Origin of the sequence: Bacillus sp. LJBS06 (assembly GCF_016924995.1) — a bacterium.
Taxonomy (GTDB): domain Bacteria; phylum Bacillota; class Bacilli; order Bacillales; family Bacillaceae; genus Bacillus; species Bacillus stercoris.
This window is the reverse complement of sequence record NZ_CP070483.1, coordinates 2,104,640-2,129,104: the sequence shown is the minus strand read 5'-3', so window position 1 is coordinate 2,129,104 and position 24,465 is coordinate 2,104,640. Positions and strand designations below refer to the sequence as shown.

Genomic DNA, 24,465 nt, shown 5'->3' with positions numbered 1-24,465 from the left:
TGGTGAAATTGCCCAGGTTCTTTTTATATTGCACAAAAACAGACACGGTGATATAATCACACTACGTGCGCTTCCTAGTTAAAAAGCCATAGTTATCCATCTTATAATTTTATTATATCCTACTGGGAAGCTCTTGTCAATATTTTTTTTGAAGGGGAGATGTAGAATGAGTTCTTTCGTGCTCGGTTTACACGAAATTGAAAAAACACAGCATTCGCTCGTTGGAGGAAAAGGAATAAATTTAGGAGAATTATTAAAAATTCAAGGAATACAAGCACCAGAAGGATTTTGTGTTACAACAAGAGGATTCCAAAAAGCCATTGAACAAAACGAAACGTTACATGCGATGTTGGATCAATTGGCCATGCTAAAAGTTGATGACCGAGATCAAATTGGTAACATCAGCCGGAAGATTCGGCAAATCATTATGGAAGTAGATATTCCTTCCGATGTTGTGAAAGCAGTGGCTCACTATCTCTCCCAGTTCGGTGAGGAACATGCCTATGCCGTGCGTTCAAGTGCGACTGCTGAAGATTTACCACATGCCTCTTTTGCCGGTCAACAAGATACCTACTTAAATATTATCGGCGTCGATGCAATCTTGCAGCATATCAGCAAATGCTGGGCTTCCCTATTTACGGATCGAGCGGTAATCTACCGCATGCAAAATGGATTCGACCACAGCCAAGTCTATTTATCCGTTATCGTTCAAAGGATGGTTTTCCCTCAGGCTTCGGGGATTTTATTTACCGCTGATCCGATTACCTCTAACCGAAAGGTGTTATCCATCGATGCCGGCTTTGGACTTGGTGAAGCTCTGGTCTCCGGCTTGGTATCTGCCGATTGTTATAAAGTACAGGATGGGCAAATCGTCGATAAGAGAATAGCAACTAAAAAAATAGCTATCTATGGACGGAAAGAAGGCGGAACAGAAACACAGCAAATCGAGCCTGATCAGCAAAAGGCTCAAACGCTGACTGATGAACAAATTTTACAGCTTGCACGCATCGGAAGACAGATCGAAGCTCATTTCGGCCAGCCGCAAGATATCGAATGGTGTTTGGCCCGAGATACTTTTTATATTGTACAGAGTCGTCCAATCACTACTTTATTCCCCATCCCTGAAGCGAGTGACCAAGAAAATCACGTCTATATTTCTGTAGGTCATCAACAAATGATGACGGATCCCATAAAACCACTGGGATTGTCTTTTTTTCTGTTGACGACCGCTGCACCCATGCGTAAAGCCGGTGGAAGGCTATTTGTTAATGTCACACATCAACTGGCATCCTCTGACAGCAGAGAAGTTTTCTTAAAAGGCATGGGACAGCACGATCAGCTCTTAAAAGACGCACTTATGACTCTAATAAAGCGACGAGATTTCATAAAATCGGTACCAAATGATAAAACAGCACCAAATCCCAGCAGAGGCAATGCAGATATGCCAGCTCAAGTTGAAAACGATCCGACAATCGTGTCAGATTTGATTGAGAGCAGTCAAACATCAATAGAAGAGTTAAAACAAAACATCCAAACGAAATCAGGATCAGATTTATTTCGTTTTATTCTGGAAGATATCCAGGAATTAAAGAAGATTTTATTTAACCCAAAAAGTTCGGTTGTGATTCGAACTGCTATGAATGCTTCATTATGGATTAACGAAAAAATGAACGAGTGGTTAGAGGAAAAAAACGCAGCAGATACGCTTTCTCAATCTGTACCCCATAATATTACGTCAGAAATGGGTCTTGCGCTATTGGACGTCGCAGATGTGATTCGTCCTTATCCAGAGGTAATTGCTTATTTACAAGATGTCAAAGATGATCACTTTTTGGATGAGCTGGTTAAGTTTGAAAATGGACAGGAAATTCAAGACGCGATCTATGCTTATCTGAACAAATACGGAATGCGATGTGCCGGAGAGATTGATATTACAAGAACTCGATGGAGCGAAAAACCAACTACACTTGTCCCGATGATTCTTAATAATATCAAAAATTTTGAGCCTAATGCCGGCCAGCGGAAATTTGAGCAAGGTCGAGAGGAGGCTTTAAAGAAAGAACAAGAGTTATTAGATCGCTTAAAGCAATTGCCCGATGGTGAACAAAAAGCCAAAGAAACCAAACGGATGATCGACATCATCCGGAATTTCAGCGGGTTCAGGGAATATCCAAAATACGGAATGGTTAATCGCTATTTTGTTTATAAGCAGGCTTTACTGAAAGAAGCCGAAAAACTCGTAGAAATGGGCGTTATTCATGAAAAAGAAGATATATACTATCTTACTTTTGAAGAACTTCACGAAGTCGTACGCACAAATAAACTTGATGATCAAATCATCAGCAAACGAAAAGACGAGTACACATTATATGAAAAACTTTCTCCACCACGTGTTATCACGTCTGATGGTGAGATCATTACAGGCGAATACAAGCGAGAGAATCTCCCAGCCGGAGCAATTGCAGGTCTCCCTGTTTCCTCGGGAGTGATAGAGGGGCGAGCACGTGTCATCTTAAACATGGAAGATGCAGATCTAGAAGATGGAGATATATTAGTCACCTCCTTTACTGATCCAAGCTGGACACCATTGTTTGTATCCATAAAAGGCCTGGTCACCGAAGTTGGTGGACTGATGACCCATGGAGCTGTTATAGCGCGCGAATATGGCTTGCCTGCAGTTGTTGGCGTTGAAAATGCTACGCAACTGATAAAAGATGGGCAACAGATTCGCGTTCATGGTACAGAAGGCTACATTGAAATACGATAATGGCTGATGAGTGTAACGAGCCATCAGATATTTTTCCATGTTCTCAGAAGCTGTAAGCTGATGGAATAGCATTTGTACCAAGAAAAGCCGGAACCTCTTAGAGGAGATCCGGCTTTTTATTTTAAATCGGTGTAGTGTGAGAAAGCCGATTTTGCGGGCGACAACTTTTTAAAGTGAATTTTTTTATTATCAGCATTTAAACTGAGCTTACTTTTTGTTCGTGTCGAAAATAAAGAACGGCTTTAAAGGAAATTGAACAACAGTGAATCAATCGTATTATATTGAGAATATTGAGATCCGGAAAAGAAGAGAACCAGAGAGGTTGATATTGTATTTGATAGAAGACTACATAGAAAGAAACACCTTGCTTAAAACAAGAGAAAAAGGAGCTAAAAAGCTCCTTTATAAGTTTAAACAACTTTTGTATAAATAGCCGTGTAAAACCCGATTGAGTAATCAAAATAATGGCGTGTAAGCGTATAAGTATAACCGTTATATTCTATTGTCGGCTGGAAGTTCATTGGCCGAGGACTAATGCGGTATATAGTGTCATAATCATATTCTTCATTTTTTACTGCAACTTCAGGCGAATTTTCAGCAGCCAATGCGGGAACCGCGGATATTAGCATGCCAAAGGATAAAACAGAACCCAATAAGATTTCTTAATGTTCAATTATACCAACTCCTTTTACAATTAATACATATATTATGTAACGATTGGAAGTCGTTTTAGAAGTGAATAATGGATCATAAAATGTGAAAATTTTGATTTTAATGGGAGTCGTGATGTAAACGACAGTAATGATAAGTATATTTATGCTGGACTCCACAAAGAAGGAGCCTTCAAGTTTAAAAGCGTAAAAGAGTAAGGGGATAATGTCGAAGGCAACCACATATAAACATTTGAGAAAGAACAAAAAGAAGTTTGAGGAATTGGAGAATGGCGTATGCTGCTGTTATGAATTGCAAAAAGAAGTAGATGGGTTGGGTGATCCTGTTGTTTATTTTAAAGATCAAAAGAGGTTTAAAGAGGAGGGAGAAAGGTGCCTAAAATCGGAGTAAGCTTGATAGTGCTCATGATTTTCCTTGCTGGCTGCAATAAAAATGAACAAAACGGAGACGAAACAATGATGCAGAGCCTAGTCGGCTATGTCGGGTTTAAAGACAATAATAGGGCCATTCTCATTACTGATACGGAAGCCCTAGCGAAAGAAGATTATAATCTTTCGGAAGAACAACTGATGAACAAGTTTAAAAATAAGATAGTCATAGTGGGATTAAGTGAGATTGATAGCACAGCTGATCTCAAAAGAGGTGAAAAAGTAAAAGTGTGGTTCCATACACGAAAAGAGTCAAATCCACCAAGTGCAACGATACAGCAATATAAATTATTACAAAAAAATAATTGAATTCTCATATAGATAACCTCTGATGGTCTGTTCAATCTTTACTTGGTTTCATAAATGAAAACTTGCCATTCATGTTAACGATTCGTGTTTGTAGTGTTTTAAGATACTTAAAAAAAGAGGTATTAGTGAGAATATGAAAAAACCGTTCATTAAAAATGAACGGCGAGGTTGACAAAAGTAATGTCTTTTTTCCTTTATGGCAAAAGGATAAAGCAATTCGCAATATTGTGCTTTAATTTGAGAACGTTAAGGACGACTTTAGCTGCCTCAGCGATAAGAGCATTATCATAATTTGCATCTTTCGTAAACCGCTTTAATAGGATTGCCAAAACAATAGGAGCTCTGTTAGGCGGCCAAACGATAGCAATGTCATTTCGTGTCCCGTAACTTCCGGCTCCTAATTCAAATGATTTTGTATTGCCTTCTAATTAACCTCGCAAAAGCAGATATAAAAATAATATTTTTCCAAAATGTTTCCCATGACAGTTAGTGTAACAAACCCCTTTAAAGTTTCAGATTTTAACATCAGGAAAGACTTCAGATGACATATCAAATTAAATATAAAAGCTTCACTGGCTCTTAAAAAGGAAATAGATTCGGATGAAAACTGTTCTCTTTAAGGCTCATTTAATGGTGCTAAAGATTCATTTGAAGAAGGCGGTCTTGATCAGAAAAGATCCTTCCAATATATTGAAGTAAAAAGATATCGGGAGGAACTCTTTTGAAAAAGATGTTGATGCTAGCTTTCACATTTCTTTTGGCTTTGACTATTCATATAAGGGAAGCTTCGGCAGTTATAGTGAAAGATGAGGAGAAAGTGAGCTTTACAATGACAGAAAATGAAAAATGGTTTATGAAATCTGATGATTTAAATCCAAACCATTGGACGTCTTACTTTGGATACAGATTCACCATTTTCGATACTGAAGGATGTACAATTAACGCAAGAATCATGCGAATGACTTTGTCTGGATACGAGATAACCGTTAGTGAAAAAAACTTCTCAGGGGATCATTATGATTTTAGTGCAACTGATCGAGTTGAGGCGATGCCTTATAAGACTCATTATTTGATTTTAACAAAAGATCCAGATTGCGGAGATGTTAAAGTAAAAGGTCTATACGGTTTTCAGTTTAATCAGCCGGAATGGTAATAAAAAAGAATTTTGGCAACCTAAACGCCAATAAAAAAAGCTAATGTCTCACATGCAGATATTAGCTTTTTTTATTGTTTAATAGGCTGACGGCAGGATTTTAAAAGACAGCCGTCTCCTGTCACACGAGGCACAAATCGTAAAGAAAGCGTATCCTCTATCCATTCACACTTTTCGTCGTGAAAATGTAAATGTATTCATAAAGATGCCGCAGCATATCAGCAGTGCGCCGAGGATAATGTTGATGGTGATCTGTTCGTGCAATTGCAGCCATCCAAAAAATAGGGCCAATACGGGAACAAACATTAATGCCATGGATGCTTTTGACGCTTCGATTTGATTGAGCACCCAAAACCATACGACAAAGGTAAAGCCGGTGGAAAGCAAGCCATTAAACAGCAATGACCATACCGCCTGATATGTCCACTCGGCTGAAGGGACCGGCTCAAATATAAAGGAAAACACCAATAACATGACGGCCCCCATCATAAGTTGCCAGGCATTCATATGAATAACATCGATATGCTTGAATTGTAGCTTACTGAACACATTCGCGATTCCCCAGCTAAGCGCTGCCGCAAGGACGCACAGCTCTCCAAATAAAGCGCTTTGATCGATAGCAAGTATTTCCTTTCCAAATATAAATAACAGTCCGAAGAAACCGCATATCAGTCCGATCGTTTTATACGCATTCATTTTCTCATTTAATGTAAAATGGCTGAGCACCGTAACAAATATGGGCATCGTATAGACCAAAACAGAGGTTTTTCCTGAATCGACAAACTGCATTCCATACGTTAAGATCCCCATATAACCCAGCCCCATCAGCAGGCTCATGATGATATAGCTTTTGAGATGTTCTTTTTGAATTGAAAGCTTTTTTCTTTGAATGAAGAGAATGAGAAATAATGGAACCGCTCCGATGAACAGGCGCAAAGCCGAAAATAAAAGCGGGGGGATGTCATGAATTCCTACTTTCATTGCAACCCAAGTATAACCCCAAATAAATGTGACAGATAAGATTCCCAGCATGACTTTTACCATGATGAAGCCGCCTTTCTTGTTTAAATATCGTGCTGGTTTCTATCATATGTTACATTTGTATATAACTGAAATACATTTTTATTATCGGAGGTATAACCAAATGGTTATGAACATGAACCATCTTCACATATTTGTAAAAGTCGGGGAGAAATTGAATATTACAGAAGCGGCAAAAGAATTGTTCATCTCTCAGCCGGCGGTAAGCAAAGCGATAAAAAACCTGGAGAGCTCGCTGCAGCTCAAATTATTGATCAGGGATAAACATCATGGTTTAATGCTGACTGACGTCGGAAAAGAAATTTTGCTGCTGGCGAGGCAAATGAAGGGAATTGAAAGCAAAATATATCAAATAGCCAACCGGGAAAACAAGCTGTTAAACGGGAAGGTGAAAATTGGTTCATTTCCTGCAGTTTCAACAAATATCATGCCCCAGGCGATTGCGGCATTCAGATCAAACTACCCGTTGATCCGCATCGAATTGATCGAGGGGACCTCTGACCAAATAAAAGGATGGGTTGAGGATCGGACGGTTGATATTGGAATCGCAGCATCTCCATTTGAACCATTTGAAAATCAGCTATTGTGTAACGACTATATGGTGGCCGTCATCCCGCCGCAGCGTGATGAATTAAAACAGGAAAAGCATGTCAACCTTGAAACATATCAAGATGACCTCATTTTCTGTAAAGGCGGTCATGAAATCGCGATGTCAAACGCATTTTCGCAATACAACATCGAATTAAAGGAAAACTTGACTGTGCAAAATGCCGAAACCTTGATTAATATGGTCAAAAACAACTTGGGCATAGGCATTATTTCAAACTTTACACTTTCATCCGTCCCGCATCAATTAAGTAAAAAGGACATTTTTCCTAGGATCACACGCGATATCGGCGTCATCGCACATTCATTTGAAGAGATAACGCCGGCGGCGCATGAGTTTGTCAAGTCGTTGAAAGCAGTCGTAATCTGAATCAGTTCTCGTGGTGCGACGAAGTTTGAAGAAGATGGATACCCGCAGGCAGAGTGACAAAAAAGAAAAGCAACACATTTGAACGTTGCTTTTCTTTTTAGCTGGAGTCTTGTATGCCAGCAGACTGTTAACCTAAAAAAGATTCACCCCTCTCTGCCTTTGTGGGACTCTGCTCCTTAACTTGTTTTAACGATGCTACTATAAGAAAGCTAACAATCACCAGCAAGAGCCATGAACTTACCTTTCCGAGGTGTACGAGACTCCATGTCTCGATTTGGTTTGGATATTTCCAAGCCCCAAAAAACGTAGCGATATTTTCCGCTATCCATATAAAAAATCCGATGAGTACAAAAGAAAGTGCGAGCGGCATACGGTAACGAGCTCCATTCACCTCGTATGTAACCCATGTTTGCCAAAAGACAATGAGGACAAGTCCAGATAACCACCATCGAATATCAATCGAAAAATGATGGATGAAAAAATTCAAATAAATCGCAGCGGCAAGCGGAACAACCGCAAAAAAAGGCGGCCACTTAACCAATTCAACCTTAAGCCTTCTCCATGCCTGGCACAAATAACTGGCTACACTTGCATACATAAAGCCGCTATACAAAGGTACTCCAAATATTTTGGAGTATCCTTCTTCTGGATAAGACCAAGAGCCCATATGGACTTTAAAAAGTTCCAGAGCAAGCCCGATAAGGTGGAACAATGTGATCACTTTTAATTCATCCCGAGTTTCAAGACCAGAACGCACCATCCACAATTGCATGAGGACGCAGATCATGAGGAGCCAGTCGTACCGCGGCAAGAAGGGTAGTGTGATCATTTGTGTGATAGCCAAAGAGGCAAAAATAACGACAGGAAACAAACATGAAAGCGCTTGTTCCCAGCCGAAATGAACGATTTGTTTTAGAGCTCTCATGTTATATGCGCCCTCCAAAGGAGTATTCTTCGTGTATGTAAGGGACGCTTAGTATAGGAGCTGGATGGATATAAGGTTAAGTCCATAGGCTCACCGCCAATCACTTTATTTTTCTGTTGATGCCACATATTTGCTTTTTACGACTCCTTTGTGTCTTCATCACTTCGGTATTCCAATATATCTCCGGGCTGACATTCTAAAGCCTTGCAAATCGCTTCTAAAGTTGATAATCGAATGGCCTTTGCTTTTCCGTTTTTCAATATCGAAAGATTAGCCATGGTGATGCCAACTCTCTCCGAAAGCTCTGTTACGCTCATTTTTCTTTTAGCAAGCATCACATCAATGTTGATAATAATTGCCATAGTCATCACCTCAGACCGTTAAGTCATTTTCTGATTTAATATCAATCGCTTCTTTTAATAGTTTTTGCAGAACAGCAGCAAAGACCGCAATGACCATTGAAGCAAAAATAATAACCAATCCGATGACTATGATACCCGGGGCGTCGTCTATATCGGCTATCAGATAAAAGACAGGCATACCTGCTGCATAAAAGATACTGATAGTGACCGCACAGTATTTTATATTCTTCAAAGCCCTTACTGACAATCCCGAGAAAGCTTTATTCTTGTCAATATAGCTTAAAAGTTTGAACGCTTGATAAAGAGCAAAGTAAAAAGGAATCGCCGTTACATACAAATAGATGAAAACGAGATATTTTATATAAACGATATTTGGAAGTAATTCTGTTGAATAGTTGGCTATCTTAGGCACTAAAAAAATGCATAAAGCAAGAATTGGAATTCCAATAAAAATAACAGCTATCTTTAAAAAGAGTGTTGACATTCGATTCATAACGCACCTCATTTGTTTGTTGTCTATTTGAATGTAACAAAAAATTTATCGTTTCTCAATAAAAAAATATTGAAAAGGACTAATTTGTTGTTGTTATGGGAAATTCTTTTTCATTTTTGAGCAAGACAAAAAAGCATCCCACATCACTGAGATGCTCTGCTATTTTAAACTTGGCGAGTGAATGAACCGTGTACTTCAGTGGGCTCAAGGGATCGGTGTGAACAATTAAAGTGATAGCTCTTTTATGAACATCTAAAGATTCAAACAAACGATGGGAAGAAATACATCAAAGGAGAAGCTGCTGTTCATACTAATGATCGGGAGGTAAAGCAGCTTATGATACAAATTTTGATCACTGGTCTTTTTTTATTGGCTCAGCCGAGTGGGCCGGATGACAGCTTAACGGTTACACAGCAAGGACGAACAATTGCCACTGTTCACCGTGAAGACTTTACAATGCCTCTTCCCGGCACTCCAATGGTCGACGATGAAAAATACAGTAAATTTATCAAACAGCTTGATCAGAAAGTGTACCGGGAGCCGATAAACGCTGTCCTTAACGATCATGGAAGCATCGTCCCGGGCAGGGTTGGCTACAAACTGTATCAACAGGCTTTTAAGGAAAAGTTTTATGCGTATTTTTATGGCCAAGGCCCCTCCAAGGTAGAAGTGCCGGAAATGAACATTTATCCGAAGGTTGACAGCGAGCTGCTTTCTCACATCAGTACGCAGCGGCTTGGTCAGTACGTGACTTATTTTAATTCAAGCAATAAAAGCCGCTCACACAATATTTCTCTTTCTGCAAAAGCCATTGACAATCACGTTGTTTTCCCTAATGAGACGTTTTCGTTTAACCAAGTTGTAGGCATGAGAACTCGGAACAAAGGGTATAAAAGTGCGCCCATTATTGTAAAAGGGGAGTTGTCTGAAGGTGTAGGAGGCGGAATTTGCCAGGTGTCCTCAACACTTTTCAATGCAGTCGACCAGGCAGGGCTGCAGGTTGTTCAGCGCTATTCTCATACTAGAAGCGTGCCATACGTTCCACCCGGACGGGATGCTACGGTCAGTTGGGGAGGCCCTGATTTTCGTTTTCAAAACCAATATAACCAGCCAATCTTAATTCGGGCAAAAAGGTATGGGGGAAGTATGATTGTTACGCTATACTCTTCTGATGTGATCAACAACAAGTTGAGAAAAATCCCAAAAGCTCCATCTCGGATACCGAAAGAAATAAATGCTGAGCAGTAAATACACAACCGTAGTTAAGGCTATGGCTTAAGAGAGCTCAATTTTTTAAGGGATCGCCAGTGAAAAGAAAGGAGGGACAAATGAAATGAAAAGGGTATTCTTTTCCGTATGTGCGGTAATAATAGTTGGATTTGTTTTTTGTCAATCAAAAGCGCACGCTCTGACTTTTACGGTGTTGCCTATTACACAAAAAACAGACCAGTGGTCAGTAAAAGTAAGTGAAGCAAAAAATGCAAAGGAATTTGCGGAATCTCAAAAAGGAGAATATCAAGTATATTCCTTGGAAGTCAAAAATGTAGGAGAAAAAGCAGCTGCTGTAGATGTGCAATTGTATAGAAATGATCCTGATTCAATCACACGGTTTTCGCTTTTTGGATGCCCTGATGAAAACTGTGACAAACCAGAAGATCATAAAATGTTAGCCAAAAGTTTAAACGATGGCTCACCGCTGAAGTTCAATCATCTTATGCTGGCAGATAAGGCCTCCGAATTAGAGGTTGTCATTATTTGGACGCAAAAGGGACAAGAAGGGAAAAATTTAAAACAGACCTTTAAATTCACTGAGGATGGCGTTAATTAGGCAAAAAACTTGTCAGTCATCGATATGAATAGTCATATCTCTTAGATAGATAAGATTAACCAGCATTGAGCATACCGCAGAGAAAGGGGAGAGGAATACGAATATGATGTGGGTTTGATGATGAAGCCAGTACATTGCCAAAGAAAAAAATGACAGTTGGAAAGCCAATCACAGATGAATCAACTGCAAAGTGACTGCAATTTATCACTATAGTGAAGAACCAGAAGAGGCTCCAATTGAAGTGAATGTTTGTTGATTGTCATAAGGTCATTGAATACGAATAAAGAAAGCATGGAAATGTACAAGCGGTTGAATCACTCCTGCTCATTTTAGCTTGAAATGTGTGGATAAAGAGTGTTACCCCTTTGAAAAACAAAAAACACCCCACTTAATCATTAAAACCGTTCACTTCAAAATTTTCTATGTCAAGATTTAGGTTTTTTAATTGTTCCAGCAAAACGTCGAATTTTAAGCAACCACCATTTTTCAATTCTTCTGGAATATCTTCCGGATGAGCAATTTCCATCCCGCTCTCAATCCATTGTTTGCGATACAATTGAAATGCAGCCTCAATTAAATGATCAGGAGTTACAATAAAACCTAATCTCACATCATGATCCTCACTGTAGCCAAATTCAAAGCCGCAACATGGACAAATGTCAAACGTTTTTTGATATTCTCCTTTATACAAAGGATTTTGAATTAATCCTTTGTATCCGCAAATTAAACAAGAATAACATTTTTCCGCTAAGTTTAATCCTCCTTTAACTGTTATTTGCTTTTGCTGTCACGTAACAAATATTACTTCAAATAAAAAACTTCTTATACTATATATTTATAGCATAATACCCGATATTTGTATTATTTTTTCCATTACGTAAAGCAAGAGGAGTGCATCTAATCCTTGAAGATGAACACACTTGCAATTTGAAATGGGTGATAGAGGAATAAAGTTAAAATCTTAATATAAGAAGGGTTTTTTAATTAATTGGCATAATGGAAGATAAGAAAAAGTATTTGAGTTGGGACGGGTAAAATGAGTTGAATTCCAAGTAATTGTGTTAAAGGAGGAGAAAAGAGGAGATGCGCTACATTGAAATCACAAAGGACAATATTGAAGACAATCATATTTGCTGCGCATTAGGCGCGAAACAATATGAGCATGCAGTTCATGAAAAGAAGAGATGGCTCAAAGCTCGAATGGATGAAGGATTGGTGTTCTATCGCTTACATGAACGGGCAAAAGTCTTTATTGAATATCTACCTGCGAATGAGGCATGGGTGCCTATCAATGCGCCTAATTTTATGTATATTAATTGTTTGTGGGTATCTGGCACATATAAAAATAACGGCCATGCGAAACGATTGTTGGACAAATGTATAGCAGATGCGAAAGTCCGCGGCATGGATGGCATTATCCATATCGCAGGCAAGAAAAAACGTCCCTATTTAAGTGATAAGCGTTTCTTTGAGCATATGGGGTTTACTCTACAAGATGAAGCTGACCCTTATTTTCAATTAATGGCTTTAACTTGGAATGGCCTTGCAGCTTCTCCTGCATTTAAGGACCAGGTGAAAAGTGATTCCGTCAATGAAAAGGGGATTACCATATACTATACAGCTCAGTGCCCGTTTGCAGTGGGCATGATAAATGATTTGCGGGAATTGACTGAAAAGAAAGGGGTTCAATTTCAGTCAATTCATTTATCTTCAAAAGAAGAGGCACAAAAGTCACCAGCTATTTGGACAACTTTTAGCGTTTTTTTTGATGGGAGATTTGTGACTCATGAGATTATGAGTGTAAATAAATTTGAAAAGTTACTTAATAAACTCTTGTTAGCTTGATTTTTAAGTATATAAGCCCATTCTAAAACTATGTAAGGCGTGATATACGTTTAAATTTTGTCTCTGAAAGAGCTTTAATTTAAATTCGAAGTTTTTTATTTTCTTTTCAGTAACATTTTGATCATGTTTTCCTACTAAAGAATCAGGAAAGTGGGGAAAAACATGATAAAAAAGAACAACTTTAAGAAATGGCTATTGATCATTGCTGGATTCTTGATCATCTGCGCCATCGCATTATTTGTAATGGTGTCAGGAAACAAAGTGAAATATGAGGGCAGCGGGAAAAGCGGACTGTGGATGTCTAACCTTGAAAAATCAGACAAAACTTCAATTGGACCTAATTACTTTCTGAATTTGTATTGGCAGGGGAGTAAGGAAGACGAGAAGCGGACCGTCATAGAAAAAATCACCTTATATATAGATGGTAAAATGTATGATGACAGGGAAAATTACGACTTATCAGAATACACGGGTGAAGAAATGCCAGGTGGGGGACGTATGGAGGACCATATCGCCACCTTTGATTATATGCCTGAAGATGAAGTGATAGGACATGATGTATTAGTGAAAGTGGAGTGGAAGACAGGCCAGAAAAAACAGACAGAAAAAATCAAATTACATAAGAAGCCATGGTATAAAAAATAGCTTATTTGATATATTTGTGATCACATTCGTGGTCACTTTTTTATTTGCGGATTCCTAGACACAGCAATCTAAGACTCTGCATAGGCTGGAATAAAATCTTGTTCATTTCTAAAACGAGGTGCATGCTGTTGGAACAACAACCAATCAATCATGAAGACAGAAAAGTGCCGCAGCCTATTCGAAGTGATGGAGCTGGAGCTATTGATGCAGGTCCGCGAAATATGATGCGGGATATTCAAAATCCGAATATACTTGTTCCGCCTGTTACAGATGAAGGTATGATTCCTAACTTGAGATTTTCATTCTCAGACGCTCCCATGAAATTAGATCATGGCGGCTGGTCAAGAGAAATCACCGTCAGACAGCTTCCGATTTCGACTGCGATTGCAGGGGTAAACATGAGCTTAACTGCGGGAGGTGTCCGCGAGCTTCATTGGCATAAGCAAGCGGAGTGGGCTTATATGCTTTTGGGACGGGCACGTATCACCGCTGTTGACCAAGACGGACGAAATTTCATTGCTGATGTTGGCCCCGGCGACCTTTGGTACTTCCCGGCAGGAATTCCGCATTCCATACAGGGATTAGAACACTGCGAATTTCTGCTCGTTTTCGATGATGGAAACTTTTCTGAGTTTTCAACGTTAACCATTTCTGATTGGCTTGCACACACCCCAAAAGATGTTCTCTCTGCGAATTTTGGTGTGCCGGAGAATGCTTTCAACTCTCTTCCTTCAGAGCAAGTCTATATCTACCAAGGGAATGTGCCGGGATCAGTCGAAAGTGAAGACATTCAGTCACCATATGGAAAAGTACCCATGACCTTTAAACACGAGTTGCTAAATCAACCCCCAATTCAAATGCCAGGGGGGAGCGTACGAATTGTGGATTCTTCTAACTTCCCGATTTCAAAAACGATAGCCGCTGCACTTGTTCAGATTGAGCCTGGCGCGATGAGAGAGCTTCATTGGCACCCTAATAGCGATGAGTGGCAGTATTATCTAACAGGGCAGGGACGCATGACAGTATTTATCGGGAATGGGACTGCCCGCACATTTGACTATAGAGCAGGTGACGTTGGATACGTGCCTTCTAATGCTGGACACTATATACAAAACACTGGTACAGAAACCTTATGGTTTTTGGAAATGTTCAAAAGTGACCGCTATGCAGATGTGTCACTCAATCAATGGATGGCATTGACCCCTAAAGAATTAGTGCAAAGCAACTTAAATGCTGGATCAGTCATGCTTGATTCTCTGCGTAAGAAGAAAGTGCCTGTTGTAAAATATCCAGGCACGTAAAGACTGAACCGATCACACAGTGGTCTTAAAGTGACTAGAGCTAGGTGTTGGCCTGCGTTTTTATTTAATCCCTATGTATGCGTTATGTAGGGGTTTTCTGCTTGAATCGTATTGTAATGAGCTTTAAACTGTTTAGGTATTACACTGGATAGACAAAGAAAGAAGACCTTAATGTAAGATAAAAAAATTTAATTCTTAGGAGGAAAGGATATGGATTTACCTATATGGGCGTATATCATATTTGCAATCACAGGTGCGGCAGGTTTTATCAGTTTAATGTGGTTCAGTTTTTTTGCTGACAAAATTGAAAAGTGAAATTTTATAAGCGATGTAAATTCTTTTTACATTATTGGATTAACATTAAGTTTACATAATGATATTATTTAAAACTGAAAAATAATAACTAATTGATCTGTGTACTAAATATTCATTGAAACAAAAATAGATTGGCCCTAAGGAACAAAGCCATTTTGCAAGTTCTTACTATAGAGCGCAATCACTACAGACTCTGTACATCAAGAAGCTCAGATGAATTATTTTTAGGTGAGTTTACTAATGATGAAACCCGGTATGCTTCCATGTCATCAGCTTCATAAGGCACAAGCAAGCTTTGCAGATATTCAGGGTTTGTATTGTGAGGATTTAGCCATTCCTTTTCAAAATCACGGGCCAATATAACCGGCATCCGGTCGTGTATATCTTTCATGAGCTCATTAGGCTCAGTTGTTATGATGGTGCAGGTATAAAGAGGGTCTCCTTGATGTGTGTTCCACTTTTCATATAAGCCAGCAAACGCAAAAAGAGCAGATGATTTCAATTTGATCCGCAATGGGATTTTGGTTTTGGAATCAAACCGTTTCCATTCATAAAAACTGTCGGCAGGGATGATGCAGCGTTTGCTGACAAGCGGTCTTCGAAAAGCCGGTTTCTCGGTTATTGTTTCGGCTCGAGCATTGATCATTTTATAACCGATCTTTTCATCTTTTGCCCAAGGAGGAATAAGTCCCCATCTAAGCTTGCCTAAGCGATTATTTGATCCATCATTGATGATCGCAAGAATGTTTTGTGATGGTGCGATATTATAGCTCGGCTGGTATTCATCTTTAGGAAAAAATTGATCGATGTCAAACTGGTCAATAATATCATCAAATGCAGAGAATAAAGTAAACCTGCCGCACATGTCCATCATCCTTTTTAGGGGTTTTTGAATAGTGTGTGGGACGAACGTTCATTTCATACAGGACCAGACAATGATTTCTTTTTACTTGCAATAAACTGGTATAATAAGAAAGACAGTTAAGAAGTTATTGTGAAAAAGAAATAATGCTTTTTGGTTTGACCAAGGATCGTTTAAAAATCGCGTTTAAGAACAAAAAGAGGCACGGCGTTTTTTACGCAGGCCTCTTTTATATCAGTAGCCAAATACCAGAGTTGTACTTTGTGATCCGGCATATTTCGTGACAAATTCTTTTGTATACTCCGGTGTTTGAACGCGATAACTGTAATTTGACCCAGGACTCCATGAAGTCAAAGGGGAGGTTTGCTTGTTGAGTGAAGGGTAGCTGCCTATATCCTTGAAATAACCGGTGCCCTTGTCGTCAAGGATTCCGCCTTTTTCACTGCCTTTCCCAAAGTAATTATATTCGGAATATATTTTTGCTTTTGTGGCAATCGTAATCGCCTGGTTAAAATTGTTGCTGTAATTGTTTTTAACATGAAAGTATCCGTATCTCATCAGACCCGGGCCTCTAACATACAGGTTCTCAAAATAATTATTTGCGATTGTCATGTGGGGGTAGCCGTCATATTGATGCTGAGAATCATCTGGGTATCCTAAAATCAAACCGTATTTATGATTCGCAAATTTTGAGTTGCTGATCGTGATATAATCTGCTGATTTACCGATATACAGGAGTTTGTCCAAATCACTCCCGCTTGCACTATAGCTGTGGCCTGAGAATGTGACGTGATCTATCCAATAGTTCATGCCGGAGTCTAAATAAAGCTGGATATCATTATTTCCGTTAATCTGCGGACTGTGTTCAAACGTTAAATTTTGAAAAATGACATTTCCAGAAGCTGAAGAAGTTGTTAAATAAATATTTTTCAGCGTTTTTTTCGCGTAAGAGCCCACGAGTGTTTTATTTGAGCCAACGGTAACTGTTGTTTTCGCAGATGCGGAAAGATCATTTTGGAGCACTAAAATTTTTGGTGTGGATCCTCCTAGATGGGTTTTTAAATCATTTACGCTTTGAATGTAAACAATCTGCCCGTTTTTCCCACCCGTTGTACCCGCTTTGGAAATGCCTCTTTCATTTTTAGCATTTCCGGCAAATCCTAAAAGGCCATTTGTCGAGGTATTCGGAAAATCAACTGCGCCTAACGCTTTATTAGGCAAGAGAACCAATAACAAACCAAACACGGCGAACCATAAACAAAATCGTTTCATTACAATATACTTCCTTTCAATTTTAATCATTTCCTTGCGGAGATTATTATTACAGTTAATGGAAAGGAATGATAGGTTCTATCTTCCCAATTAACGCTTGGTTACTTAAAAAATACAGATTGCGCCAAAAGACATACTAACAATTGAAATAGAAGAAAGGATTGATACAACGTTGACTGCAGCCGCTTATCGAAACACCTTGCTATCACTTTTATGTTTAACAGCTGGAATCGTGGATGTAATTGGGTATTTAAGCTTGGGACATGTGTTCACAGCTAATATGACTGGAAACATTGTATTATTGGGATTAGCTATCGGTAAATCCCTTCAGGTCACTGTTTTCAATTCCTTAACTGCGCTCATTGGATTTATATGCGGCGTGATCATTGCAACACTGATTGTCGGAAAGGCGGAAAATACCCTTTGGCCTGCTGCTGTAACAAAAGCCCTTGCACTTGAAGCATTCATTTTATTTGTCTTTGCTTGTCTTTCTTTTTACCGGGCTTTTGTTCCTGTGCACATTCTGATTATACTCATGAGCATTTCCATGGGGATTCAAACGATAGCAGCCAAAAAACTGGGGATCGCAGGTATTTCTTCAACTGTATTGACCGGAACACTCGCTTCTCTATTAGAAGATATATCCGGCCGTTTGTTTTTTAAGAAGCAAAAGAAGACTTTCTTAAGAGATACTGTGTTAAGAGCACTGGCTATTATTTTATATTGTGTGGGAGCTATTATTGTTGCTCTGAGTGAACCTAATTTTAACCGCTTCATTATTTGGGTTCCGATTGTGCTGATCTTTGGCATTATGATGACAGCTAAGTTGAAACTAAGCGGGGAAAAATAGCTTTTCCTGCATAGCTGTTATCAGGCCAACAGCCTGTCTCGTTTTTTTTGATTGGTTATGTGAATTTTGTGAGGTGAAAATAAGAAATTCGGCTGATGTGCACATTCGTTCATTCGAATTGCTTTTTTCATAAGTACGCTTCATTAGATATATGAATGATAGTGAATCCGCCTTAAAATCAACTATGAATCTATTTCCTCTTTCAAACCAGTTGGATTGAGTCTTATAATGATAATGATTCTCATTTGAAGTCTGGTTTGAGGAGGACCAAGTATGAAAAAGATCATGAGTGCATTTGTTGGTATGGTTTTATTGACGATCCTCTGTTTTTCCCCGCAAGCTTCGGCAGCATATGACGACCTGCATGAAGGATATGCAACGTATACAGGGTCAGGTTATTCAGGAGGAGCTTTCCTGTTGGATCCCATTCCTTCCGATATGGAGATTACTGCAATAAATCCAGCGGATCTCAATTACGGAGGAGTAAAAGCAGCTCTTGCCGGCTCTTATTTGGAAGTTGAAGGGCCAAAAGGGAAAACAATCGTTTATGTTACTGATCTATATCCCGAAGGTGCTCGGGGAGCTCTCGATCTGTCACCTAATGCCTTCCGTAAAATCGGGAATATGAAAGATGGAAAAATCAATATTAAATGGCGTGTTGTCAAAGCTCCAATCACCGGAAATTTCACGTACCGGGTCAAAGAAGGCAGCAGCAGGTGGTGGGCGGCAATTCAAGTCAGAAACCACAGATATCCTGTTATGAAAATGGAATATGAAAAGAATGGCAAGTGGATTAACATGGAGAAAATGGACTATAACCATTTTGTCAGTACGAATTTAGGGACAGGCTCTCTCAAAGTCAGAATAACTGACATTCGCGGGAAAGTCGTGAAAGACACCATTCCAAAGCTGCCTGAAAGCGGAACGTCCAATGCATATACAGTGCCAGGGCATGTACAGTTTCCTAAATAAAAAATACGAAACAGCGGTTCTTTTCCCGCTGTTTTTTTCATTGTTCTACATCTGCTTGTAAAAATGCTTTTATGATGTTCAACTGCTCCTGCTTTGGATAGCTGGTATACAGCCTGCTTGAAATCCGAATAGGATCTCCGAAAAAGTATCTTTCGTAATGGGTTTGTCTTGTTCCGAATGAACTCATTGTTAAATCCCATGCCAATCGGAAAATTTTCACCCGTTCTTCAGCATTTGTATTGGTTGCTTGAAGATATTGGTCAAGATCTTCCCGTATCTCTGAATCAAATGCATTTTCAGTAGGCAGTGTCACCATTCCGCTAGCTCCAATTAATTGTATGATTTCAGTAAATCGAGGATATAGCTTAGGAATAATGGTACTGATGACTTGAAGAGGAATTAAACTAGGGCGCATATAGCCGAATTCATCTAATTGAGCGTCATTTTCCGACTTGTCAATGAGCGCTTTGATTGTCTCCAATCCTACAATGATTTCAGAGAGCTTTTCTTGTATGTGCTGATATTCGGAAACATTAATGGTGTCAACCAGAAGCTGTGCAACGCCTAATAGAAATTCAATTTTTATCATTTGCCTAATGACAACCTGGTGAAAGGTAAAAGCATGAAATGAGCTTTTTGTCATAAATTCTTTAGCTGCTTCCACATTATCGTAAAAAAACACACGATTCCACGGCACTAACACATGATTAAAAACTACAATTGAATCCATCTCTTCATACCTTGAGCTTAAGGGGTGATTAAAGGCAGAGTCGCTTAACACAAATGATTCTCTTGTGATGAATTTGACGCCTTTTGTATTAGAAGGGAGTGAAAAAGCATAAGCTTCATCTGTTTCAAAGAAAAATTTAGGCGCTGAAAAAACCAATATTTCATCAGTCAACCCGCCTTGTGTTGCAAGCAGACGCGCGCCATGAATGATTAAACCTTTATCGGTTCTATCAATGACTTTAGCAGATATCGGTTTTTCACTTAGCCCGAAATAGGACTGTGACCGGTTCACTTGCGGGGTAATGAATGTATGGGTAAAAGAAAGGTCATGCTTAGCAGCTTGTTTATACATATCTAGTATATGTTCAGGAAAGCAATTCTCTTTATCTTTTAGAAGCTCTGCTGACGAAGCAAAGCTCATCATAACCGTATTCATGTAATCCGGACTTCTCCCCATCATTCCGTGAGTGTGTCTAGCCCAATGTTCAATCATGTTTCTTCTTTTTTTCAAATCATTCTTGGTCTTAGGCTGGAGATAGGAAAGGCCGATTCGATCATGATCTCCAAGAAGGCAATAAGTCATTTCGTTTATTAACTCATCCTTTGTTTGCAGTTCATAAAGCGAGCTTTTTGTTTTGAGTATTCCTTTAAATGCCGGATGATCAGAAATGTTACCCTTTATTTTTTTGCCATCATACCATATTTCGTTTTCTAGTTTGTTCAATCGGTCAATGAATTCTTTGCCATTGATGATCCCCATTTTAGTGTATCGCTCCTTAAATGTATGCTGCGTATTGTCATTATATTTTCGAGAAAACAGCCTGTTCAGCCAATTTGAGATGGGAAAAGCCTTTTTTAGAAAAACGAATAAGAGTGACTTACATACCGTAAAAGTCTGCAAATTTCATTTAAGGTTTTTCTGCAAGTTCAGAGATGTCAAAACATTTGCTTATTCATGTGAAAACATTACTATAAAACTTGATAACACGTGTCGATATTATGGGCATAAGCGTAAACGAATTGGATTCATACGCTTGAATATATTTTATTTCAGCCATTACTTCGTGGAGAAAGGGAAAACGACACATGAAAGTGAAAACAAAATTGCTGGGGATTATATCAATACTAGTTGTTTCAATCATTGGAATTGGAGGCTCCTCAGTTTTTATGATTTCTTCTATTGTGAAAAAGAATGAAGAACTTAAAGACAAAATGGAATTCCAAAAAGAGATGAAACACATTCAGTATGAATTGACCGGGTTATCAAATGATGAAAGAGGCTTCTTGATTACTGGAGACAAAGAATATGACGAAGGCATGAAGGAAAAATCAGACGATGTCTTAAAGAGCCTTGATCGGATTTATGACTTGATTGATGATGAGAAGTATCAATCCAATATTGAAGACATTAAGACAAGTTTTACTCAGTATAGAGCTTTGAATCAGCAAGTATTAACAGCCTACTCTTCAGATCCGAAAAAAGCAGAAACCATCCATTTTGGAGAAGAAAGAACACTAAGAAAAGAAGTCGTAGATCCGGCTGTCAATAAGCTGTCTGATCGCCTGGATCAAGAGGTAGAGGATCTAAAGGATGAAATACGGGGCAATGGGAAAATGAGTCAATGGCTCATCATCACTGTCACAGGAATATCAGTAATATTAGGCATTGTTCTAAGCATAATGCTGTTAAGGTCCATTATGGTGCCACTAAGAAGCATAAATAAGCAGCTAGAAGAAATTGCTCACGGCGAGGCTGATTTAACCAAAAAAGTCATAGTGAAAAATAAAGATGAATTTGGCCAGCTTGCCCAATCTTTTAATGCTTTTACTCATTCATTATCGCAAATTGTGAAGCAAATCAGCAGTTCATCTGAACAAGTCGCCGCTTCCTCCGAAGAATTATCGGCAAGCGCAGAAGAATCAAAATCAACATCTGAACATATTTCCCAATCCATGCAGATGGCTGCAGACAGCAATGTGAAGCAAAGCTCAATGACAGAAAAGAGCGCAGAATCCATCACTGAATTATTAGACAGTATATCATCTGTTGCTTCAAATACAGGGAACATAGCGGATCTTTCTTCTTCGATGAGAGACAAGGCTGAAATAGGATCTAAATCAGTTAACAAGATGTTAGATCAGATGAAGTTTATTGATAAATCCGTAGATTCAGCCGGGAATGGATTACAGGCATTGGTAGCGAGCACAGCAGAAATCAGTGATATTTCCTCGCTTATCACAACAATTTCCGAGCAGACCAATTTGTTGGCCCTAAATGCAGCGATCGAGGCGGCCAGAGCGGGAGAGCAAGGAAAAGGATTTGCTGTGGTGGCTGAAGAAGTTCGGAAATTAGCGGACGAAACAAATAAATCAGCAAACCACATTCAATCGGTGGTAGCGACCATCCAAAACGAATCGATAGAAACGGTAAATAATATTAAGGTTGTTCAAGAAAATGTGACCTCAGGTATTGTTCTTTCTCAAGAAACAACAGGAAATTTCAATGAAATCCTGAACCTGGTGGAACAGGTCACTTCTCAAATACAAGAAGTCGCAGCAGCAACTCAACAGCTTACTTCAGGCGTTGAAGTGATTCAGCACACAGTTCATACACTGGCCGCTGGAACAAAAGAAACGTCAGCAAATACAGAAGCGGTTGCAAAATCATCACAGGAACAGCTACATTCAATGGAGGAAATCTCCTATGCTGCAGAATCTTTATCTCAGTTGGCGGAAGAACTTCAATCCGTCATTAACCGTTTTAAATATTAATCAGATTACTAAAGCGCAAAACCCCATCTCATGAGGTGGGGTTTTACTGCCTTTATTGAGATTGTTTCTAAAAACGGAACCGGCTTTTTTCTCAAGCTCGTTCCGTTTGAATGACTAGTCCAAGTTTTGATCGATCGTCCCTTCAAAATAGTCATCGCTGACTTGTTCATGAGTTTCAGCCAATCCTTTTTCTAATTGTGTGGTCCCTTTATAATCTGAGGGCTCAAAGGATTTCCCGGCTACACCCGTTGTGTCATTTATGTTTTCTTTGTTATGAGTTTGTGTTTCAGTGTTTTCTGTCTCAGCATTGCTGCTTACAGATTGCTGAAAATTATATTCCTTGTCTATTGAAGAAAATCTTTTATAATCATCAGGTCTGTCGGCTCCGTTTTTTTGAGTCACTTTACTTCCTCCAGATTATTGAAATTTTAATGAGGGCAAGAACTTATTTCGTTCTTTTAGGATCAGAAGAACCATGTTTTTTAGGATCATCTGCTTTAAAAGCTGTCTCAGTCTCATGGTCATTTTTTATTTGTTCAATACTTGAATTTTGAATTCCTTTTTGGCTCATAGGTTTCACTCCTTTACGAAAAGTGTTGAAATATCAACTCTTCTTATTTTGTCTGTTGATCAGGTATTCATTCGTTTTTTTCATTCGCGATTTGGACAATCAGGAGAGGCATCTCCATGCCAATCGTATTATTTAATAAAAAGCCGGCATTTTTGAAACTTTTTATCATCGCATTGCGTATGGCAGTGGGGGAAGACATCTCGATAAAAGAAATGCAAAGGTTGTGAATGTATACTAACAGCACTGTGAATAAATCAAACAAGGGGGGTGAAAAAATGAAAAAAATCGCAGCATATTATCTAATGACATTAGGGCTATCCAGCCTTACGTTTGGTTTGTTTTTCGGGCTATATTCTTTCGTTATGTATGGCGATATGATAATTGCATTGTTTACAGCAGCAATTGCTTTATTATACGGTTTTATGATGTATGGCCTTTTTGCTGTTCCGCTGCAAATGATGTTGCAGAAAAAAGCGAGAACATTCAATGTCATGTATTTATTGATTTACAGTGTGATTGCTTTTATCGTAGCTTTCCTGTTATTTTTTATTGGTGAACCTGCGTCAATAGCATGGACATTGCAATCGTATATTTATTATCTGTTAAGTATTACAGCTGCAGTGATTTACTGGTTCTGGGATTCCCTGATCCTTTATAAACGTACAGCTTCGGGCGTATAAAGCAAATCAGAGAAACTGAAGTCGAATATGAAAAAAGTCGGGGATTCATTAAAAATTGAGGATATTGCATTTACATTGCTGCGTGAATCTAAAAGTTTTAGGTTTCTTAGTTTAAAAAGAAAATTCTCCGCGGATAAAGGCGCAGTATGGAAGGGCATAATGAGAGCACATAATTCAATCCGAATAGGTTTTCTAAGTTTTTACGATACATACGTTCATCAAGATGATAACGTCATCAATCAAAGGGAATATAAAATCTATTGTAGTGGAACGGACATTTTGTCCTGTTTGAGGAAAGAAATTGATGGGGTTAATCGTTTTAACATCGCTTATGGCAAAGGGCTAAACTAAACTGAGGAGAGCATTGCGCTCTCCTCAGTTTTTCTTTATTCACCCTGCTGTTTTTCAATTAATGTGAATGTCCATTCTTTTAACATCTGTTTCTGTACATATCTTTTTCCGTTTATTTCGATGTAAGGGATGTCTTTCATATCTCCGGCTAACTGTTTAGCCTCAGCTGTAGTAATTCCTAAAAAATGTCCGATGTAAAAGTGAATATCTCGTTCTTTTATAAGATAGGTATCACTTTTTTCATATGCTTTTGGATGGTTCATTTGCTTTAAGCCTTCACCGATAAAATAGCCAGCCAAAGCAATACCGATTCCTAAAAAAACGTCCATATGCATGCCTCCATTAT

Annotated in this window: 24 protein-coding genes and 2 pseudogenes; 13 read left to right on the top strand and 13 right to left on the bottom strand. The window is 38.9% G+C overall.

Features of this window, described 5'->3' with window-relative positions:
- The first annotated feature begins 166 nt into the window (after nt 1–166).
- Complete coding sequence (ppsA, locus tag JQX68_RS10490) at nt 167–2,767, top strand: phosphoenolpyruvate synthase (RefSeq protein ID WP_205440288.1); 2,601 nt, start codon at nt 167–169, stop codon at nt 2,765–2,767.
- A gap of 410 nt (nt 2,768–3,177) precedes the next feature.
- Here the strand turns inward: ppsA and JQX68_RS10485 are convergent, their stop codons facing one another.
- Nucleotides 3,178–3,396, bottom strand: a complete 219-nt coding sequence (locus tag JQX68_RS10485; RefSeq protein ID WP_240345571.1) for a hypothetical protein — start codon at nt 3,394–3,396, stop codon at nt 3,178–3,180.
- 414 nt (nt 3,397–3,810) lie between these two features.
- On the opposite strand from JQX68_RS10485, the gene JQX68_RS10480 reads away from it, so the two are divergent.
- Nucleotides 3,811–4,176 carry a DUF3221 domain-containing protein gene (locus JQX68_RS10480; RefSeq protein WP_041521357.1) on the top strand — a complete coding sequence of 122 codons (366 nt, stop codon included), beginning with the start codon at nt 3,811–3,813 and terminating at the stop codon, nt 4,174–4,176.
- Nucleotides 4,177–4,370: 194 nt separating this feature from the next.
- Here the strand turns inward: JQX68_RS10480 and JQX68_RS10475 are convergent.
- Nucleotides 4,371–4,574: pseudogene (locus JQX68_RS10475) on the bottom strand (hypothetical protein); the annotation flags it as partial.
- Nucleotides 4,575–4,897: 323 nt separating this feature from the next.
- On the opposite strand from JQX68_RS10475, the gene JQX68_RS10470 reads away from it, so the two are divergent.
- Nucleotides 4,898–5,329: a hypothetical protein gene (locus JQX68_RS10470; RefSeq protein WP_172640281.1), complete on the top strand. Its 432-nt coding sequence runs from the start codon at nt 4,898–4,900 to the stop codon at nt 5,327–5,329.
- Between the two features lie 165 nt (nt 5,330–5,494).
- Here JQX68_RS10470 and JQX68_RS10465 read toward each other — a convergent pair whose 3' ends face one another.
- Nucleotides 5,495–6,373, bottom strand: coding sequence for a DMT family transporter (locus JQX68_RS10465; protein WP_148343729.1), 879 nt, complete (start codon nt 6,371–6,373; stop codon nt 5,495–5,497).
- A gap of 100 nt (nt 6,374–6,473) precedes the next feature.
- On the opposite strand from JQX68_RS10465, the gene JQX68_RS10460 reads away from it, so the two are divergent.
- Complete coding sequence (locus JQX68_RS10460; RefSeq protein WP_168780992.1) at nt 6,474–7,346, top strand: LysR family transcriptional regulator; 873 nt, start codon at nt 6,474–6,476, stop codon at nt 7,344–7,346.
- 127 nt (nt 7,347–7,473) lie between these two features.
- Here the strand turns inward: JQX68_RS10460 and JQX68_RS10455 are convergent, their stop codons facing one another.
- The 3 genes and pseudogenes from JQX68_RS10455 to JQX68_RS10445 all read right to left on the bottom strand — a co-directional run bounded on the left by JQX68_RS10455 (nt 7,474) and on the right by JQX68_RS10445 (nt 9,126).
- The gene (locus JQX68_RS10455) at nt 7,474–8,271 is read right to left on the bottom strand and encodes a DUF817 domain-containing protein (RefSeq protein ID WP_147771985.1); all 798 of its coding nucleotides are present in this window, start codon (nt 8,269–8,271) and stop codon (nt 7,474–7,476) included.
- 105 nt (nt 8,272–8,376) lie between these two features.
- A pseudogene (locus JQX68_RS10450) lies at nt 8,377–8,633 on the bottom strand (helix-turn-helix domain-containing protein).
- A 10-nt stretch (nt 8,634–8,643) separates the two neighbouring features.
- Nucleotides 8,644–9,126 carry a DUF2975 domain-containing protein gene (locus JQX68_RS10445; protein ID WP_147771984.1) on the bottom strand — a complete coding sequence of 161 codons (483 nt, stop codon included), beginning with the start codon at nt 9,124–9,126 and terminating at the stop codon, nt 8,644–8,646.
- A gap of 336 nt (nt 9,127–9,462) precedes the next feature.
- On the opposite strand from JQX68_RS10445, the gene JQX68_RS10440 reads away from it, so the two are divergent.
- Both JQX68_RS10440 and JQX68_RS10435 read left to right on the top strand, forming a co-directional pair.
- Entirely contained in the window at nt 9,463–10,374 is a 912-nt protein-coding gene (locus JQX68_RS10440; protein WP_069149695.1) for a VanW family protein, read from the top strand.
- Nucleotides 10,375–10,459: 85 nt separating this feature from the next.
- A complete protein-coding gene (locus JQX68_RS10435) occupies nt 10,460–10,954 on the top strand; it encodes a hypothetical protein (protein WP_147771983.1) in 495 nt (164 codons plus the stop codon).
- A 388-nt stretch (nt 10,955–11,342) separates the two neighbouring features.
- Here the strand turns inward: JQX68_RS10435 and JQX68_RS10430 are convergent, their stop codons facing one another.
- Nucleotides 11,343–11,729, bottom strand: a complete 387-nt coding sequence (locus tag JQX68_RS10430) for a hypothetical protein (protein WP_147771982.1) — start codon at nt 11,727–11,729, stop codon at nt 11,343–11,345.
- Nucleotides 11,730–12,037: 308 nt separating this feature from the next.
- Between JQX68_RS10430 and JQX68_RS10425 the strand changes: the two genes are divergently transcribed.
- From JQX68_RS10425 to oxdD, 3 genes are all read left to right on the top strand, one after another.
- Nucleotides 12,038–12,799, top strand: a complete 762-nt coding sequence (locus JQX68_RS10425) for a GNAT family N-acetyltransferase (protein WP_147771981.1) — start codon at nt 12,038–12,040, stop codon at nt 12,797–12,799.
- A 162-nt stretch (nt 12,800–12,961) separates the two neighbouring features.
- Nucleotides 12,962–13,444 carry a DUF4944 domain-containing protein gene (locus JQX68_RS10420; RefSeq protein WP_147771980.1) on the top strand — a complete coding sequence of 161 codons (483 nt, stop codon included), beginning with the start codon at nt 12,962–12,964 and terminating at the stop codon, nt 13,442–13,444.
- Nucleotides 13,445–13,566: 122 nt separating this feature from the next.
- Nucleotides 13,567–14,745: an oxalate decarboxylase gene (gene oxdD, locus JQX68_RS10415; RefSeq protein WP_147771979.1), complete on the top strand. Its 1,179-nt coding sequence runs from the start codon at nt 13,567–13,569 to the stop codon at nt 14,743–14,745.
- 499 nt (nt 14,746–15,244) lie between these two features.
- Here the strand turns inward: oxdD and JQX68_RS10410 are convergent, their stop codons facing one another.
- Together JQX68_RS10410 and JQX68_RS10405 are read right to left on the bottom strand one after the other, a co-directional pair.
- Nucleotides 15,245–15,925, bottom strand: coding sequence for an SOS response-associated peptidase (locus JQX68_RS10410; RefSeq protein ID WP_134975462.1), 681 nt, complete (start codon nt 15,923–15,925; stop codon nt 15,245–15,247).
- A 231-nt stretch (nt 15,926–16,156) separates the two neighbouring features.
- Nucleotides 16,157–17,194 carry a polysaccharide lyase family 1 protein gene (locus JQX68_RS10405; protein WP_103032155.1) on the bottom strand — a complete coding sequence of 346 codons (1,038 nt, stop codon included), beginning with the start codon at nt 17,192–17,194 and terminating at the stop codon, nt 16,157–16,159.
- Between the two features lie 172 nt (nt 17,195–17,366).
- Here JQX68_RS10405 and JQX68_RS10400 point away from each other — a divergent pair, with 172 nt between their 5' ends.
- On the top strand, nt 17,367–18,044 hold the full coding sequence (locus JQX68_RS10400; protein ID WP_069839340.1) for a YoaK family protein: 678 nt from the start codon (nt 17,367–17,369) through the stop codon (nt 18,042–18,044).
- Between the two features lie 273 nt (nt 18,045–18,317).
- Nucleotides 18,318–19,016, top strand: a complete 699-nt coding sequence (gene exlX, locus JQX68_RS10395; protein WP_040082974.1) for an expansin ExlX — start codon at nt 18,318–18,320, stop codon at nt 19,014–19,016.
- Nucleotides 19,017–19,053: 37 nt separating this feature from the next.
- Here exlX and hpaB read toward each other — a convergent pair whose 3' ends face one another.
- Complete coding sequence (gene hpaB, locus JQX68_RS10390; protein WP_147771978.1) at nt 19,054–20,505, bottom strand: 4-hydroxyphenylacetate 3-monooxygenase, oxygenase component; 1,452 nt, start codon at nt 20,503–20,505, stop codon at nt 19,054–19,056.
- Nucleotides 20,506–20,831: 326 nt separating this feature from the next.
- Here hpaB and JQX68_RS10385 point away from each other — a divergent pair, with 326 nt between their 5' ends.
- Nucleotides 20,832–22,517, top strand: coding sequence for a methyl-accepting chemotaxis protein (locus tag JQX68_RS10385; protein ID WP_205440287.1), 1,686 nt, complete (start codon nt 20,832–20,834; stop codon nt 22,515–22,517).
- A 114-nt stretch (nt 22,518–22,631) separates the two neighbouring features.
- Here JQX68_RS10385 and JQX68_RS10380 read toward each other — a convergent pair whose 3' ends face one another.
- Entirely contained in the window at nt 22,632–22,919 is a 288-nt protein-coding gene (locus tag JQX68_RS10380) for a YozQ family protein (protein WP_014664192.1), read from the bottom strand.
- Nucleotides 22,920–22,962: 43 nt separating this feature from the next.
- Nucleotides 22,963–23,088 carry a hypothetical protein gene (locus JQX68_RS10375; protein ID WP_014664191.1) on the bottom strand — a complete coding sequence of 42 codons (126 nt, stop codon included), beginning with the start codon at nt 23,086–23,088 and terminating at the stop codon, nt 22,963–22,965.
- A 275-nt stretch (nt 23,089–23,363) separates the two neighbouring features.
- Here JQX68_RS10375 and JQX68_RS10370 point away from each other — a divergent pair, with 275 nt between their 5' ends.
- Nucleotides 23,364–23,768 (top strand): UPF0715 family protein, encoded by a 405-nt coding sequence (locus JQX68_RS10370; RefSeq protein WP_040082980.1) that lies wholly within the window; start codon nt 23,364–23,366, stop codon nt 23,766–23,768.
- Nucleotides 23,769–24,154: 386 nt separating this feature from the next.
- Here the strand turns inward: JQX68_RS10370 and JQX68_RS10365 are convergent, their stop codons facing one another.
- On the bottom strand, nt 24,155–24,448 hold the full coding sequence (locus JQX68_RS10365; protein ID WP_147771976.1) for a hypothetical protein: 294 nt from the start codon (nt 24,446–24,448) through the stop codon (nt 24,155–24,157).
- Nucleotides 24,449–24,465 lie beyond the last annotated feature (17 nt).